At 74.0% G+C, this 14,730-nt stretch carries 11 protein-coding genes; all 11 read right to left on the bottom strand.

From position 1 onward, the window contains the following. Nucleotides 1–20: 20 nt before the first annotated feature. The 11 genes from AB8O64_RS30770 to AB8O64_RS30720 all read right to left on the bottom strand — a co-directional run bounded on the left by AB8O64_RS30770 (nt 21) and on the right by AB8O64_RS30720 (nt 14,582). A complete protein-coding gene (locus tag AB8O64_RS30770) occupies nt 21–1,229 on the bottom strand; it encodes a type III PLP-dependent enzyme (RefSeq protein WP_370422721.1) in 1,209 nt (402 codons plus the stop codon). Next, on the bottom strand, nt 1,226–3,001 hold the full coding sequence (locus AB8O64_RS30765; protein ID WP_370422720.1) for an IucA/IucC family siderophore biosynthesis protein: 1,776 nt from the start codon (nt 2,999–3,001) through the stop codon (nt 1,226–1,228). Before AB8O64_RS30765 ends, AB8O64_RS30770 begins: the two co-directional genes overlap by 4 nt. Before the next feature lie 149 nt (nt 3,002–3,150). Next, the gene (locus tag AB8O64_RS30760) at nt 3,151–4,887 is read right to left on the bottom strand and encodes an IucA/IucC family protein (RefSeq protein WP_370422718.1); all 1,737 of its coding nucleotides are present in this window, start codon (nt 4,885–4,887) and stop codon (nt 3,151–3,153) included. Next, nucleotides 4,884–6,113, bottom strand: coding sequence for an acetyl-CoA carboxylase biotin carboxylase subunit family protein (locus tag AB8O64_RS30755; RefSeq protein WP_370422716.1), 1,230 nt, complete (start codon nt 6,111–6,113; stop codon nt 4,884–4,886). Before AB8O64_RS30755 ends, AB8O64_RS30760 begins: the two co-directional genes overlap by 4 nt. Nucleotides 6,114–6,770: 657 nt before the next feature. Beyond that, a complete protein-coding gene (locus tag AB8O64_RS30750; protein WP_370422714.1) occupies nt 6,771–8,330 on the bottom strand; it encodes a carboxyl transferase domain-containing protein in 1,560 nt (519 codons plus the stop codon). A 199-nt stretch (nt 8,331–8,529) separates the two neighbouring features. Next, nucleotides 8,530–9,039, bottom strand: coding sequence for a DUF402 domain-containing protein (locus AB8O64_RS30745; protein WP_370422712.1), 510 nt, complete (start codon nt 9,037–9,039; stop codon nt 8,530–8,532). Between the two features lie 93 nt (nt 9,040–9,132). Then, nucleotides 9,133–9,906, bottom strand: coding sequence for an enoyl-CoA hydratase (locus tag AB8O64_RS30740; RefSeq protein ID WP_370422710.1), 774 nt, complete (start codon nt 9,904–9,906; stop codon nt 9,133–9,135). Beyond that, nucleotides 9,903–10,829 carry a 3-hydroxyisobutyrate dehydrogenase gene (gene mmsB / locus AB8O64_RS30735; protein ID WP_370424022.1) on the bottom strand — a complete coding sequence of 309 codons (927 nt, stop codon included), beginning with the start codon at nt 10,827–10,829 and terminating at the stop codon, nt 9,903–9,905. Before mmsB ends, AB8O64_RS30740 begins: the two co-directional genes overlap by 4 nt. Before the next feature lie 23 nt (nt 10,830–10,852). Further along, nucleotides 10,853–11,935, bottom strand: coding sequence for an enoyl-CoA hydratase/isomerase family protein (locus AB8O64_RS30730; protein WP_370422708.1), 1,083 nt, complete (start codon nt 11,933–11,935; stop codon nt 10,853–10,855). Further along, a complete protein-coding gene (locus tag AB8O64_RS30725; RefSeq protein WP_370422706.1) occupies nt 11,932–13,086 on the bottom strand; it encodes an acyl-CoA dehydrogenase family protein in 1,155 nt (384 codons plus the stop codon). The genes AB8O64_RS30730 and AB8O64_RS30725 overlap by 4 nt, the downstream gene beginning before the upstream one ends. After that, nucleotides 13,083–14,582, bottom strand: a complete 1,500-nt coding sequence (locus tag AB8O64_RS30720) for a CoA-acylating methylmalonate-semialdehyde dehydrogenase (protein WP_370422704.1) — start codon at nt 14,580–14,582, stop codon at nt 13,083–13,085. Before AB8O64_RS30720 ends, AB8O64_RS30725 begins: the two co-directional genes overlap by 4 nt. Nucleotides 14,583–14,730: the final 148 nt, after the last annotated feature.

The following is a 14,730-nucleotide window of genomic DNA, read 5'->3' as shown; positions in this document are numbered from 1 at the left end:
TCAGCCCCGCTCAGATCCGCTCAGATCCGCTCAGATCCGCTCCCGCCGAGAAAGTGGAAGGTCGGCGCGGGGTGCATCAGGAAGTCGTGGTGCGAGATGTTCCAGGCGTACGCGCCGGCCATGGAGAACGCCACCCGGTCCCCCACCCGCAGCTCCGCCACCGGGGCGCGGCGCGCCAGGATGTCCTTGGGGGTGCACAGCTGGCCGACGAGGGTCACCGGCTCGTCCAGGGCAGCCGGGCGCGGCCAGGACCGCTCCCAGGTGTCGACGGGCAGCACGGTGAAGGGCTGGTCGTGCTGTTTGGCGGCGGGGGTGCGCAGGTGGTGGGTACCGCCGCGCAGGATCGCGAAGGCCTCGCCGTGGCTGTGCTTGAGGTCGAGGACCTCGGTGACGTACCAGCCGCAGTAGGCGGTGAGCGCCCGGCCGGGTTCGACGCGCAGGGTCAGCCCGGGGTTGCGGACGGCCAGGTCACGCAGGCCCGCGCCGTAGGAGTCCCAGTCGAAGGGGACGGCCGGGCGGGCGTAGTCGACGGCCATGCCGCCGCCGACGTTGATCTCCGTGAGGGTGAGGCCGTGCCGGTCGGCCAGCTCGCGCGTCCAGTCGGCGACCCGGGCGGCGACGGCGAGATGGGCGGGCCCGCTCAGTCCGCTGGCCAGATGGGCGTGGATGCCGCGCAGCCGTAGTCGGCTGCCGCGCAGCAGCGGCAGGCACGCCTCGGCGCGGCGGGGGTCGAGGCCGAAGGGGCCGGGCCTGCCGCCCATGGCCAGGGCCGCCCCGGCCAGCTCGTCGTCCCCCGCCGGGAGGTTGACACGCAGCAGCACGTCCACGGGGTCATCGCCGGGCCGTTCGTCGGCGAGTTCCGCGAGCAGCCGCAGTTCGCCCTCGCTCTCCACATGGAATCGCCGGGTGCCCAGGCGGAGGGCGAGCCGCAGTTCGGCCTCGGTCTTGCCGGGGCCGCCGAAGGCGACCGGGAGGGCGGGGACGGCCTTGCGCACATGGGCCAGTTCGCCGCCGGAGGAGACCTCGAACCCGGTGACGTGCGGGGCGAGGGCCTGGAGGATCTCCGGGGCGGGGTTGGCCTTGGCCGCGTAGTACAGCTCGGCGCTGCCGGGCAGGGCGGCCCGTACCGCGCGCGCGTGGTCGTCGAGCGCGGCCAGGTCGTAGACGTAGGCGGGCAGTTCGTCGGCCGGCAGGCCGGCGGCGCGGGCGGCGACGCGGGGGGTGATCACGGTGTGGCACTCCAGGGTTCGGTGCGGGTGGTGCCCGGGAACGCGGACAGCAGGTCGGGCACCAGCGGCGAGGCGATGCGGACGTAGCCGGCGTCGCGGTCGGCCTTGCGTTCCCAGCGGGTCAGGAGATTGGCCTTGGCGGGCAGCGGCACCCCGGCGACCAGGGCGCGCAGCGGGGCCGGGTCGCCGTGGGCGGTGGCGCGCCGGTCCAGCGTCGCGCGCACAGCGCGCCACAGCTCCGGCTCCAGGTGCGGGTGCCGGTCGGCGAGGGCGGCGAGCATCTCGGCGAGGTGGTTGACGAGCAGGCAGTAGACGACCCGGTCCCAGCCGCGTTCCCGGTCGTAGGTCATGGGGCGGGCCACGTCGCCGGGGAGGGCGGCGAGGGCGGTGGCGTGCCGGTCGGGGAGCAGTTTGGTCCCCTCGAGGTCCCGGAAGAGGACCTGCCGGGGGGTGCCGTCGGCGTCGACGCCGACGACGACGTTCTGCAGGTGCGGTTCGAGCACGACGCCGTGGTCGAAGTAGGCGGCGAGGACGGGCGGGACGAGCAGGCCGAGATAGGCGTTCCACCAGGCGAGTGCCTCCGCCGGGCCGGCCGTGGCCGGCAGCCGGGCGAGCTGCGCGGCCCCGGTGGGGTATTCGTCGGCGACGGCGGCGGCGAGCAGCCCGGTGACGCCGGGGGCGAGCCGGGCGTCCAGGCCTTCCCGGACGATGACGCCGAAGCCTTCGGCGAGGTCGCGGCTGCCGAGGTCGAGGGTGCGGTAGGCGGGCTCGCGCAGCAGGTCGGTGCCGGGAAAACGGGCGGCCAGGTCGGCGGCGACGGGCTCCAGCAGCCGGGTCAGGGCGACGGCGCCGGTCAGCTCGTACTCGGCGTTCTTGCGGAGGCAGTTGGTGATGCGGATGTTCAGGCTGAACTTGAGAAAGTCCCGGCCGTCGTAGAGCGTCCGCACCGAGGCGGTCGGCTCGAATTCCGTGCCGCGCGGCCCGAGGTCGAGGACGTCGCGGCGGCCGATGGCGGCGCGCAGGGCCGCTTCGTCGCGGAGCATGGCGTACTGCCAGGGGTGCACGGGCAGCAGCCGGTAGCCGTCGGGGACGGTGCCCTGCCGGTCGAGGGCGGCGAGGGCGCCGGGCGTCGCGGTCTCCTCGCGTACGAACTCCCGCCGTACGGCCAGGTGACGGAGCCGGAAGCGGGCGCGGGTCTCGGGGGCGTAGCGGTCCCAGTCCGCGAGGGAGCCGGTGCGGGCCTTGGGGGTGGGGTGGAAGCGGTGGCCGAAGAGCAGGGACTGCTCCGAGTCCATGTAAGGGTCCGGGCCGTCCGCGTCTCGTCGGCCGGGGGTCCCGGTCTCCCGGCGGGCCGCGTCCAGGGCGGCGCTCACGCCCGCGTGGCTGGAGGCCACTTGGGCGAGGAATTCGTCGTTGCGGACGCCGGTGCGCAGTTCCAGCTCGCGGTGGATGTACTCGGCGACGGTCTGCCAGGGCAGTTCGGCCCAGCCGTCGGATCCCTGCGCGCTGACGGGTCCGGTGAAGCGGTGGGCGCCGATCAGGGAGGCGCGGCGCAGGGCGACGCGCAGCAGGGCGCCGCAGCGCGGCAGCCGCAGCAGCAGGTGCCCGTCGCTGACGGCGGTCTGGTGCTCGGGGCCGGACACCTCGCGGAGCAGGCAGTTCAGCAGGGTGTGCGCGACGACGTGGTCGGCGTCCGCGCGGCCCGCGAGGGCGGTGGCCCGCGCGCGATGGGACGGGAGGGGAGGCGAGGTGGGAAGGGACGCGGAGGACATTCAGCGGCTCCAGCGGGTACGGAGGGCAGTGGGGGTGCCGGCGGGGGCGGTCGGCGGCAGCGGGTACCGGCGGTGCGGTGACGCCCATGGAGTGAGTGTGCCCACCATGAAGGGTGCGGCCACGAGCGCGGGCCCGGGGCCTGTCGCCCTCACGCGTCCCCTCGCAGGTAGTTGGGGCCTTCGACGTAGTACTTGTTGATGTCGGCGGCGCCCGACCGCTCCTTGGTGAGCAGGGTGCCGGCGGTGACCATGGCCTTGACCGGCAGCCGGTCGGCGTCGAGGACCCGGGCGCGCAGTACGGCCGCCGGGCCGGGGGCGAGCCGGTCGACGGCTTCGGTGAGCCGGTGGCGGAGCTGCCCGAGCAGGGTGTCCAGCCGGGCGCGGCCGGTGCGGGCCAGCTCGAAGGCGAGGGCGCCCGCGCACAGGTGCACGGTGATCGTCGCGAAGACGTCGGCGACGGGTCCGTCACCGCCGACGAGGATCCGCCGGTCGTCGAAGCCGAGGAGGTCGGCGGCCTCACCGCCGAGCCGTCTGGCGAGCCGGACGGAGTGCACGCGCGGCCCGTCGTTGTCCTTGAGCAGCAGGCGCAGCCGGGGGCCGGCGGGTGTCTCGTCGAGGACGACGGAGGTGTTCTGCTGGTGGGACTCCAGGGCGATGCCGTATGCGAACAGCGTGGTGTGCCAGTCGAGGAGCAGCGTCAGGTAGGCGTCGAGGAAGTCGGTGAGCGAGCCGCCGTAGTAGCGCCCGGCGAGCGCGTCGGCGACGAGCGTGCCGTCGGGGGTGCGGGCGAGCAGCGCGGCGACGGGCACGATGTGCGCGGCGCGGAGGCCGGGCGGGTAGCGGCGTACGAGGGCGGCGAGGAGTTCATGGCCGGCGTCGAGGTGGGTGCGCTCGTCGGCGAGGAGGACGGTGGTGGCGAAGCGCGGCTCGGCGGCGATGATCTCTTCGAGGAGCCGTTGTCCGACCTCGCCGTCGACGAGGGTGCCGGGTTTGATGGTGCGCCGGTTGCGCAGGCCCAGGGTGGCGGTGGCGAGCGGGAGTTTGAGGTGGACGTCCGGGTCGTCGGTCACGGCGAGGGTGCGCATCGACAGGGTCGGCGTGACCGGGAGCCAGGGCCGTTCGGTGAGGTGGGCGGCGCCTTCGAGGCCGGCGGCCTTCAGCGCTCCGGCGAGCGGGTCACCGACGGTGAGGGGGTGGACGGGCAGGGTGAGGTGGGTGGCGTCGAGGCCGGGCAGGCCGAGGGCTCCGGGCGTGGGCCACCACCGCGGGAGCTCCGCCCGGCCGCCGCGCACGGCGCCCTGCGGGACGGCGAGCCAGCGCAGGGCGAAGGCGGGGTGGAACTCGGGTGCGTAGGCACGGAGTTCGGTCTCGGTGAGACCGGCGCGGGCCCGGCCGGTGGGGTAGACGGGGTGGTCGCGGAAGGCGGCGAGGGTGTCGTAGGCGAGGGAGCGGCGTGGGCCCGTCCACCGGCCGGTGTCCCGTCCGTAGGCTCCGGCCAGCCGCTCCACGACGTCTTCGCGCACCCGGCCGTGCAGGCGGGTGGTGGCGAGCGCCTCGTCGCACTCGTCGAGGAAGTGGTCGAATCCGGCCCGGTCCCCCGGGGCCACCGCGGGGCGCAGCCGGGTGAGGACGGGGCGCAGCCCGGTGAGGACACCGTCGGGCGTCTCCAACAACGCCTCACGGGCCCGTACTTCGCACTGGAATCCGTCGGGGGTGACGGGCAGCGCGCAGCCGTCCCCGCCGACGCGGAGCCGGAGCCAGTCGCCGTCCGGGCGCCGTTCGGTGCGCGCGCGGCTGCGCAGTCCGTAGGTGTCCTCGCGGAGCAGTGTGCTCAGTATCCGCCCGAGGAGTTCGTCCTCCACCGGGTCGGAGCCGTTCGGGGTCATGACGCGATCTCCCAGCGCCGGTCGGCCAGGAATTCCTCGACGGCCCGGTCGATCCGGCCCTGGTCGGTGCCGGTCGCCCGCAGTACTCCGAGGTAGTCGCGGTTGGTGCGGTACAGCGGGTGCTCTTCGCCCGTCTCCCGCAGCGGCCGGTAGACCAGCCGTACGCCGTCGCGCTCGGTGTCGCTCGCCCGGGGGGCCGCGACGAGCGTACCGCCGCGGTCCGCGCAGATGTACTCCACACGGGCCCGGCCGTCGGTGCGTGCCCCCAGGTCGCCGGGCAACGGCTCGCCGAGGTGGACGCGGAGGATGTGCTCGAAGAGCGGGATGTCCAGCAGGTGGGCGAGGGTGAGGTCGCACTGGTCGCCGATGGCGCGGTAGTTGACCTCGATGAGGCGGGCGCGGTCGCCCTGGGTGACGAACTCGGTGTGGCAGGCGCCGAAGCCGACGCCGAGCGCGTGGAGCTGTTCGAGGACCCGGTCGGCGTGCGGTGTCGGTGGCGCGGCCAGCAGGTCGAGCCGTTCCTCGATGAAGTGCGGCGGCGGGGACAGCCGGGTGCGGAAGGCGCCGAGCGTGTGCAGGGTGCGGCCGTCGCCCAGCGTCTCCAGGGTGTGCAGCGGCCCGTCGAGGTACTCCTCGACGAGGAGCGCCGCCCGGGGCTTGCGTTCGCGGATCTCCCGGCAGCGGACCACGAGTTCGTCGCCGTCCTCGACACGTACGACGTCTTCGCTGGCCACGCCTTCGCAGGGTTTGACCACGCAGGGGAAGGGCGCCCGGAGGTCCTTCAGGGTGTCCGGGTCCTCGGCGGGGGCCAGTTCGGCGGACCAGACGGTGTCGAGGCCCGCTTCGGCGAGGACGCGGCGCAGCTGTGCCTTGTTCTTGGTGCGCAGCGCGGCACGCCAGTCCTTGCCGGGCAGCGCGAAGTAGTCGGCGGCGAGGGCAGCCTGTGTCTGGAGGTGGTCGCTGTTGGTGAACACCGCGTCGGGGCGGCCGAGTGCGGAGATCTGCCGGATGACCTCGCGGAATTCGCGTACGTCGCACTCCACGACGGTGAGGTCGGGCCAGGGGACGCCGGGGGCGGCTCCTTCGGCGAACCGGGCGTAGGCGTGCCGGTGGGCGGCCGGCTGGTCGGTCAGGAGGGTGACGGCGAGACCGAGCCGGGCGGCCGCGGGAAGGAAGCCCTCGGTGACGGAGTCGGTCGGGTTGAGCGCGAGCAGATGAAGCCGCACGGGAGGCGCCTTTCGGGGCGGGTGGCGGGTTTCGGGCAGGTCTCAGCGCCGTGGGGGCGCGCTGACGGGAGTTGACGCCGACGGCGGGCCGTACGGCCGCCCAGTGGGTGGCTACGTTCCGGAGGTCGCGATGCCGGCCGGACCGGCGCCGACTCCGCTCTCGCCCTCGTCCCGCGTCGTCCCGCCGCCGCACGCGGGGGGAACGACGGTGTCGACGGGCAGAGCGCGTGCCGGCCTGCGGACGACGGGCCGACGACGGCCGGGCGGGCAGCGGACGTGGCCACCGGACGGCGGACGTGGGGAACGGCCGCACGGCCGGGGCCGCACGAGCGCCTCACGGCGGTTCGCCCGGCCTCGGTACCCGGCTTCCCGAACGGGCCGGTGAGGGGCCCGCACCCCGACGGCCGGGGCGCCGGGCACGCGGGCGGACGCGTCGGGGAACGCGGGCCGGAATCCCACGACCGCGCTGGGCTCCGCGCAGCCGACAGACAGGGGGGCGACGGCCCGGAGTGCAGCCGTCCGGGGGCGCGCGGCAGCGGTCCGGGCATCCCGGAGATCGATCGCCTTCACACCCGTGACCTTAGGTTAGGCAAACCTAAGGGCGCCAATCCCCCGAGGGGGTATGGAGGCAATGCCCGCATTTTTCGGGGCGCGAAGTCACCTGCGCACGCCCAGATTTCGGTAGCGCGCGCGGCGGGCGGTAAGCCGTTCACCCTGTTCACGCCCCTTGAGGACAGCGAGTTCGGCGCCGAGGATCCGGCCGAGCCGGGGAAGGAAGCCGTCGGGATCCGCCGTCTCTCCCTCGCCCTCCTCCACGATGCGGTCCACGATGCCGTTCGCCAACAGGTCGGCGGACCGCACCCCCTGACGTTCGGCCACTTCGTACGCCCGGTCCGTCGTGCGGTACAGAATCGCCGACGCACCCTCCGGCGGCAGCGGTGACAGCCACGCGTGACGGGCCGCCAGCACCCGGTCCGCCGGGAGCAGCGCGAGGGCGGCCCCGCCCGCGCCCTGCCCCAGCAGCAGGCACAGGGTCGGGGCGGGCAGGGCCATCAGGTCCGCGAGGCACCGGGCGATCTCCCCCGCCAGCCCGCCCTCCTCGGCGTCCCGCGACAGCGCGGCCCCGGCCGTGTCGACGACGGTCAGCAACGGCAGGTGCAGCTCGGCGGCGACCCGCATCCCCCGTCGCGCGGCGCGCAGCCCGGCCGGGCCGAGTGCCTGGCCGTGCGCGGGAACGCCGGTCCCCGCCGGGTCCGGGCCCGGCTCCTCCGCGTGGCTGCCGCGGTCGTGACCGAGCACGACGCACGGGGTGCCGCCGACGCGCGCGAGCGCGAGCAGCAGTCCGGGATCCCGCTCCCCCGCGCCCGTGCCGCTGAGCGGCGTGACGTCGGTGGCCGCGGCCCCCAGCAGCCGCCGCACACCGGGCCGCTCGGGGCGCCGGGAGCGGCGAATCGATTCGGCGGCGGAGGCGGGGACCGGAGCCGGAGCCGGATCGTGCGCGCCGGACGCGTCCTCGGGCGGTGTGTCGGCGGCGTCCCCGCACAGCACGGTGAGCGCCCGCGCCACCGTCTCCGGCAGCCGGTCCGCGGGCAGCACGGCGTCCACCAGGCCGTGGGCCAGCAGGTTCTCCGCGAGCTGGACACCGGGCGGGAACTCCTCGCCGTAGAGGGCCTCATGGACGCGCGGCCCGAGGAACCCGATGAGGGCCCCCGGTTCGGCGGCCGTGACATGGCCGAGAGAGCCCCAGGACGCGAGGACCCCGCCCGTCGTGGGATGGCGGAGATAGACGAGGTAGGGCAGCCCGGCGGCCTTGTGGTCGGTGATCGCCGCGGTGACCTTCACCATCTGCAGGAAGGCGATCGTGCCTTCCTGCATCCGGGTGCCGCCCGAGGCGGGCGCCGCCAGCAGCGGCAGCTCCTCGGCCGTGGCCCGCTCCACGGCGGTGACGAGCCGCTCCCCCGCCGCCACGCCGATCGACCCGGCCAGGAAACGGAACTCACAGGCCACGACCGCCACTCGGCGCCCGCGCAGCAAGCCCTCGCCGGTGATGACCGACTCGTCCAGCCCGGTGCGCTCGCGCGCGGCGAGCAGATCGGCCCGGTAGGCGGGATCGTCGGTCGTCACCTCGACCGGTTCGTCCCACCCACGCCAACTTCCGGGGTCCACCACCGCTTCGATGAGTTCGAGGGCGGAGGTGCGGGGGCTCGTAGCACTCATGGAGCCAGCCTGCCATGAGTTCCCCGCAAGCAAGCCCGTCCGGCGCTTGAGGACAGAGCACAGCAGCCCGTCCGGCGCCTGAGGACAGAGCACAGCAGCCCGTCCGGCGATTGAGGACGCGCCCGCAGGGCGCCCGCCGCCGCAGGCGGCAAGACGGACCCGCCGTCGGCAGGACAGACCGCAGGCGGCAGGACAGGCCTCAACCGAGAAGCGCGGCGAAGCCGCCAGCGCGGGCGAGCTGCTCGAGGTCGTCCAGCGCACGGCGGGCGTGTCCGGCGGCAGCCGGGTCGCGCTCGGCGATGCCGCTCTCGGCGAACTCGTCCTCGTCCAGGCGCAGCACCGTCGCCCCGTCGGCCGAGAGCCACAGGTCGAGGTCCAGGTCGGTGACGACGAGCCCGTCCGCCTCGACGCGGGCGGGGCGGGTCACGTCGCAGTACCAGCCCTTCACGGCCCCCGCCGCGTCCCGCACCTCCTTGACGGCGTACCAGCGGTCGCGCCAGTAGTGCTCGGTGAACACGTCGCCCTTCTCGAACCGCACGAACCCGAAGTCCCGGGTGCCGGCCCCCGCCCAGGGGGCGCGCACCACGACGTGCGTGCCGTCGTCGCGCACGACGGTCGCGGGGTACCGCACCTCGGGCCGGGGCTCCTTGACGAGCCTCACCGTCACCGCGTCGCCCGCCGCCAGCAGCCCGCTCATCGTCCCGCTCATGAATACCCGCTCCCGTTCGTGGATCGTCCGACGGCAGCCTCTCCCATGGCGGAATCCTGGGCGAATGATTTTCGGGACGAGGCGCTCGTCCGCCTACCGGTGTGTGAACTCCGGCGGTCGCTTCTCCACGAACGCCGCCATTCCCTCCTTCTGGTCCGCGACGGCGAACACCGCGTGGAAGAGCCTGCGTTCGAATCGGACGCCCTCCGCCAGCGTCGTCTCGAAGGCCCGGTTGACCGCCTCCTTGGCCATCATCGCGACCGGCGCGGACATCCCGGCCACGGTCTCCGCGACCGCGAGTGCCTCCGCCAGGAGATCGTCCGCCGGGACGATCCGGGAGACCAGCCCGGCCCGTTCGGCCTCCGTCGCGTCCATGGTGCGGCCGGTCAGGCACAGCTCCATGGCCTTGGCCTTGCCGACCGCGCGGGTCAGCCGCTGGGAGCCGCCGATGCCGGGGATCACACCGAGCTTGATCTCCGGCTGGCCGAAGACCGCCGTGTCCGAGGCGAGCAGGATGTCGCAGAGCATGGCGAGCTCGCAGCCGCCGCCGAGGGCGTAGCCGGAGACGGCCGCGACGGTCGGCGTGCGGAGTTCACCGAGCCGGTCCCAGGCGGTGAACCAGTCGCTGAGGTACATGTCCATGTACCCCTGCGGCCGCATCTCCTTGATGTCGGCCCCGGCCGCGAACGCCTTCGGCGAGCCGGTGAGGACGATGCAGCCGATGTCGGGGTCGCGGTCGAGTGCGGCCGTGGCCTCGACGACCTCGTTCATGACCTGGAGGTTGAGGGCGTTGAGGGCCTTCGGCCGGTTGAGGGTGATCAGGGCCGTGCGGCCCTTGCACTCGACGAGGATCGTCTCGTAGGTCATGCGGTGGCCCTTCCGTTCTCTTCGGTGTTCTGGGTGGACCGGTCCCTGATCGTCCGGACGATCCCGGAGAAGTCCTCCGCCGCCCCCGGGCCGTCGGCGAACTGCGCGTACAGTTCCGCGGCCCGCAGGCCCAGTTCGGCGTGCACCCCGCCCGCGCGGAGGGCGTTGGCGGCGAGGCCGAGGTCCTTGGCCATCAGGGGCGCGGCGAAGCCGGGCCGGTAGTCGTGGTTGGCGGGGCTGCCCGGGACGGGGCCGGGGACCGGGCAGTTGACCGTGAGGGCCCAGCACTGGCCGGACGCGGTGGAGGCCACGTCGTAGAGGGCCTGGTGGGACAGGCCGAGGCTCTCGCCGAGGACGAACGCCTCGCCGACCGCGATCATCGAGATGCCGAGGATCATGTTGTTGCAGATCTTCGCGGCCTGACCGGAGCCTGCCGCTCCGCAGTGGACGGCCTTCTTGCCCATCGCCGACAGCAGCGGCTCGGCCCGCGCGAACTCGGCCTCGCCGCCCCCGGCCATGAAGGTCAAGGTGGCGGCTTCCGCGCCCGTCACCCCGCCCGAGACGGGCGCGTCGAGGGCGCGGTGCCCGGCCCGCGCCGCGGCGTCGTGGGCAGCCCGGGCGTCGGCCACGTCGATGGTGGAGCAGTCGACGAAGAGGGTGCCGGGCGTCGCCGCCGCGAGGAGCCCCTCGTCCTGGTAGAGGGCGAGGACATGGCGGCCGGCGGGCAGCATGGTGATCACCACGTCCGCGCCCGCGGCGGCTTCAGCCGCCGAGGCGGCCGGCTCGACACCGGCGGCCACAGCGGCTGCCAGGGACGCGGCCGACAGGTCGTAGCCGCGCACCCGGTGCCCGGCCCTGACGAGGTTGGCGGCCATCGGGCCGCCCATGTGGCCGAGTCCGACGAAGCCGACGACCGTACTCACGGGGCTCACGGGGTCCACGGGGCTCACCAGGGCACCTCCTGCGGGGCCTCGTCGGCGAGGGAGAGTTCCCGGGCGCCGAGCGGTGTGAAGAACCGGTCCACGTCCGCCTCGTCGACCTCCGCGAGCGTCGCCGGTGACCAGCGCGGGGCGCGGTCCTTGTCGATCACCTGGGCGCGGATGCCCTCCACCAGGTCGGGGGCGGACAGCGCCGCGCAGGAGACGCGGTACTCCTGCTCCAGGACGCGCTCCAGCGGCCCGAGGTCCCGGGCGCGGCGCAGCGCGGCGAGAGTGACCTTGAGGGCGGTGGGCGACTTGGCGAGGATCGTCCCGGCGGCTTCCTTGGCGGCCGGCACGCCCGCGTCGAGCAGCCGTTCGACGATCTCCTCGACGGTGTCGGCCGCGTAGCAGTGGTCGATCCACTCCCGGTCCTCGGCCAGCCGCCCCTGCGGTGCCTCGCGGACGTGGCGGGGCAGCACGTCGGGTACGGACCCGGCGGCGAGGTCCGCGGCGAGGGCGGGCAGCGCGTCGGCCGGTACGAAGTGGTCGGCGAGGCCGCACAGCAGGGCGTCCGCAGCGCCCACGGGCACCCCGGTGAGCCCGAGGTGGGTGCCGAGCTCCCCGGGGGCGAGGGCCAGCAGATAGGTGCCGCCCACGTCGGGCACGAAACCGATGCCCGTCTCGGGCATCGCGACCTTGGAGCGCTCGGTGACGATCCGCACGCTGCCGTGGGCCGAGATCCCCACTCCCCCGCCCATCACGATTCCGTCCATGAGGGCGACGTACGGCTTGGGGTAGCGGGCGATACGGGCGTTGAGCCGGTACTCGTCGCGCCAGAAGGCCGCCGAGGCGTCGCCGCCGGAGCGGGCGTCGGCGTGGATGGACCGGATGTCGCCGCCCGCGCACAGCCCCCGCTCGCCCGCGCCGCTGATCACGACGGTCTCGACGGCGGGGTCGTGCTCCCAGACGGTGAGAGCCTCGTCGACGCGGCGCACCATGGTGTGACTGAGGGCGTTGAGGGCCTTGGGCCGGTTGAGGGTGAGGTATGCGGCACGGCCCTCGGTGCGCAGCAGTACGCAGTCGTCACTGCCGTCCGTCGTCGGGGTCATCGGGCGGCTCCCGTCAGTCCGCGGGCCACGATCAGGCGCATGATCTCGTTCGTTCCTTCCAGGATCCGGTGCACGCGAAGGTCTCGGACGATCTTCTCGATGCCGTACTCGGTGAGGTAGCCGTAGCCGCCGTGCAGTTGCAGGGCGCGGTCGGCGACGGAGTAGCCGGTGTCGGTGGCGAAGCGTTTGGCCATGGCGCACAGCTGCGCCGCCTGGGGGTCGCCGCGGTCCAGGGCCTCCGCGGCCTGGCGGACCAGGGCGCGGGCGGCGGCGAGTTCGGTCGCCATGTCGGCGAGGCGGAACTGCAGTGCCTGGGCGTCGAGCAGCGGTGCCCCGAAGGCCTCCCGGTCGGCGAGGTATTCCAGGCTGCGGTGCAGGGCGTTCTGTCCGCCGCCGAGGGAGCAGGCGGCGATGCCGAGCCGGCCGCCGTTGAGCCCGTTCATGGCGATGCGGAAGCCGTCGCCCTCGGCGCCGAGCCGGCGGTCGGCCGGGAGGCGGACGCCGTCCAGGACGACCTGGCGGGTGGGCTGGGCGTTCCAGCCCATCTTCTTCTCGTCGGGGCCGAAGGACAGCCCGGGGTCGTCCCGTTCGACGACGAACGCGGAGATGCCTCCCGGCCCCTCCCCGCCCGTGCGCGCCATGACGATGTACACCTCGGCGGCTCCGGCGCCGGAGATGAACTGCTTCACGCCCGTCAGGACGTAGGAGTTCCCGTCGCGTACGGCGCGGGTCCGCAGCGCGGCGGCGTCGGAGCCCGCGCCCGGCTCGGTCAGGCAGTAGCTGCCGAGGGTGTCCATCGAGCACAGCCGGGGCAGCCAACGGGCGCGCTGGGCTTCGTCGCCGTAGCGGTCGATCATCCAGCCGACCATGTTGTGGATGGAGAGATAACCGGCGATGGAGGGACAGCCGGTGGCCAGTACCTCGAAGATCAGCACGCCGTCCGCGCGGGTGAGGCCGGAGCCCCCCGCGTCCTCGCGCACGTAGACGCCGCCGAGACCGAGGCCCGCGGCCTTGCGCAGCACGTCGAGGGGGAAGTGTTTGTCCTGGTCCCAGGCGACGGCATGCGGGGCGAGGTGTTCCCGGGCGAAGTCCAGCGTCGTCCCGGCCAGCGCGAGCTGGTCCTCGGTGAGGCCTGTCGTCATGGCGCTCATCCCATCGTGGGGATGGTGAAGCTCGCGCCCTCCTTGACCCCGGAGGGCCAGCGCGAGGTGACGGTCTTGGTGCGGGTGTAGAAGCGGATGGCGTCCGGACCGTGCTGGCCCAGGTCGCCGAAGCCGGAGCGCTTCCAGCCGCCGAAGGAGTGGTACGCGACCGGCACGGGGATCGGCACATTGACGCCGATCATGCCGGTGTCCACGCGCCGGGTGAAGTCGCGGGCGGTGTCCCCGTCGCGGGTGAAGATCGCGACGCCGTTGCCGAAGGCGTGCTCGGAGGGCAGCCGCAGCGCCTCCTCGTAGTCCGCCGCGCGGACCACCGACAGGACGGGCCCGAAGATCTCCTCCTGGTGGATCCGCATGTCCGGGGTGACCCGGTCGAAGAGGGAGGCGCCGGCGAAGAAGCCGTTCTCGTGCCCGGCGAGGGTGAAGCCGCGCCCGTCCACGACGAGTTCGGCGCCCTCCTCCACTCCGAGGTCCACATAGCCGCGGACCCGGTCGACGGCGTCGCGGCCGACGAGGGGGCCGAAGTCGGCCTCGGGGTCGTCGGACCGGCCGATCCGCAGGGTGCCGATCCGCTCCTTGAGGCGGGCGACCAGCGCGTCGGCGGTGTCCTCGCCGACGGGCACGGCGACGGAGATCGCCATGCAGCGCTCCCCGGCCGAGCCGTAGCCCGCGCCGATCAGGGCGTCGGCGGCCTGGTCGAGGTCGGCGTCCGGCATCACGATCAGATGGTTCTTGGCGCCGCCGAAGCACTGGGCCCGCTTGCCGTGGGCGGCGGCGGTGGCGTAGATGCGGGCGGCGATCGGGGTCGAGCCGACGAAGCCGAGCGCCTGCACCCGCGGGTCCTCGAGCAGGGTGTCGACGGCTTCCTTGCCTCCGTTGACGACGTTGAGCACACCGGGCGGCAGGCCCGCTTCCAGGAACAGCTCGGCGAGCCGGAGCGGGACGGACGGGTCGCGCTCGGAGGGCTTGAGGATGAAGGAGTTGCCGCAGGCGATGGCCGGGGCGGCCTTCCACAGCGGGATCATCGCGGGGAAGTTGAACGGGGTGATGCCCGCTGTCACGCCGATCGGGCGGCGCAGGGAGTGCACGTCGATGCCGGTCCCGGCGTTGTCGCTGAAGTCGCCCTTGAGCAGGTGCGGGATGCCGGCGGCGAACTCCACCACGTCCAGACCGCGCTGTATGTCGCCGAGGGCGTCGGGGACGGTCTTGCCGTGCTCGGAGGACAGCAGCCGGGCGAGGGAGTCCTTCTCGCCCTCGACGAGCTGGAGGAACCGCAGCAGGACGCGGGCCCGGCGCTGCGGGTTCCACTCGCCCCACTCCCGCTGGGCCTCGGCCGCGTCGGCGACGGCCGCCTCGGTCTCGGCCCGGTTCGCCAGGGGCACCCGGGCCTGCACGGCGCCGGTGTTGGGGTCGTACACATCGCCGTAGGCACCCGATGTTCCCGGGGTGTGCCTGCCGCCGATGAAATGGGTGAGTTCACGGACCATGGGAGAGCCTGCTCTCGTCAGGTGAGATCCGAGGACGGCGCGAAGCGTCCGGCGGAGGGCGCGAGTTGCGCGCGGCCGCCGACGGGTCGCGGGACGCGAAGGGCCGGGAACCGTCAGCGAGCGGGAACAGCCGCTCGCCGCGCCGGAT

It is taken from the genome of Streptomyces sp. QH1-20 (assembly GCF_041283565.1).
Taxonomy (GTDB): domain Bacteria; phylum Actinomycetota; class Actinomycetes; order Streptomycetales; family Streptomycetaceae; genus Streptomyces; species Streptomyces syringius.
The sequence above is the reverse complement of the archived record's forward strand: the minus strand, read 5'-3'. Positions and strand labels throughout refer to the sequence as shown.

Bases quoted from the DNA above. Each gene is read 5' to 3' on its own strand.
- AB8O64_RS30765 (WP_370422720.1), bottom strand. From the start codon at position 3,001: ATGTCCTCCGCGTCCCTTCCCACCTCGCCTCCCCTCCCGTCCCATCGC.
- AB8O64_RS30760 (WP_370422718.1), bottom strand. From the start codon at position 4,887: ATGACCCCGAACGGCTCCGACCCGGTGGAGGACGAACTCCTCGGGCGG.
- AB8O64_RS30750 (WP_370422714.1), bottom strand. From the start codon at position 8,330: ATGAGTGCTACGAGCCCCCGCACCTCCGCCCTCGAACTCATCGAAGCG.
- AB8O64_RS30745 (WP_370422712.1), bottom strand. From the start codon at position 9,039: ATGAGCGGGACGATGAGCGGGCTGCTGGCGGCGGGCGACGCGGTGACG.
- AB8O64_RS30740 (WP_370422710.1), bottom strand. From the start codon at position 9,906: ATGACCTACGAGACGATCCTCGTCGAGTGCAAGGGCCGCACGGCCCTG.
- AB8O64_RS30730 (WP_370422708.1), bottom strand. From the start codon at position 11,935: ATGACCCCGACGACGGACGGCAGTGACGACTGCGTACTGCTGCGCACC.
- AB8O64_RS30725 (WP_370422706.1), bottom strand. From the start codon at position 13,086: ATGAGCGCCATGACGACAGGCCTCACCGAGGACCAGCTCGCGCTGGCC.
- AB8O64_RS30720 (WP_370422704.1), bottom strand. From the start codon at position 14,582: ATGGTCCGTGAACTCACCCATTTCATCGGCGGCAGGCACACCCCGGGA.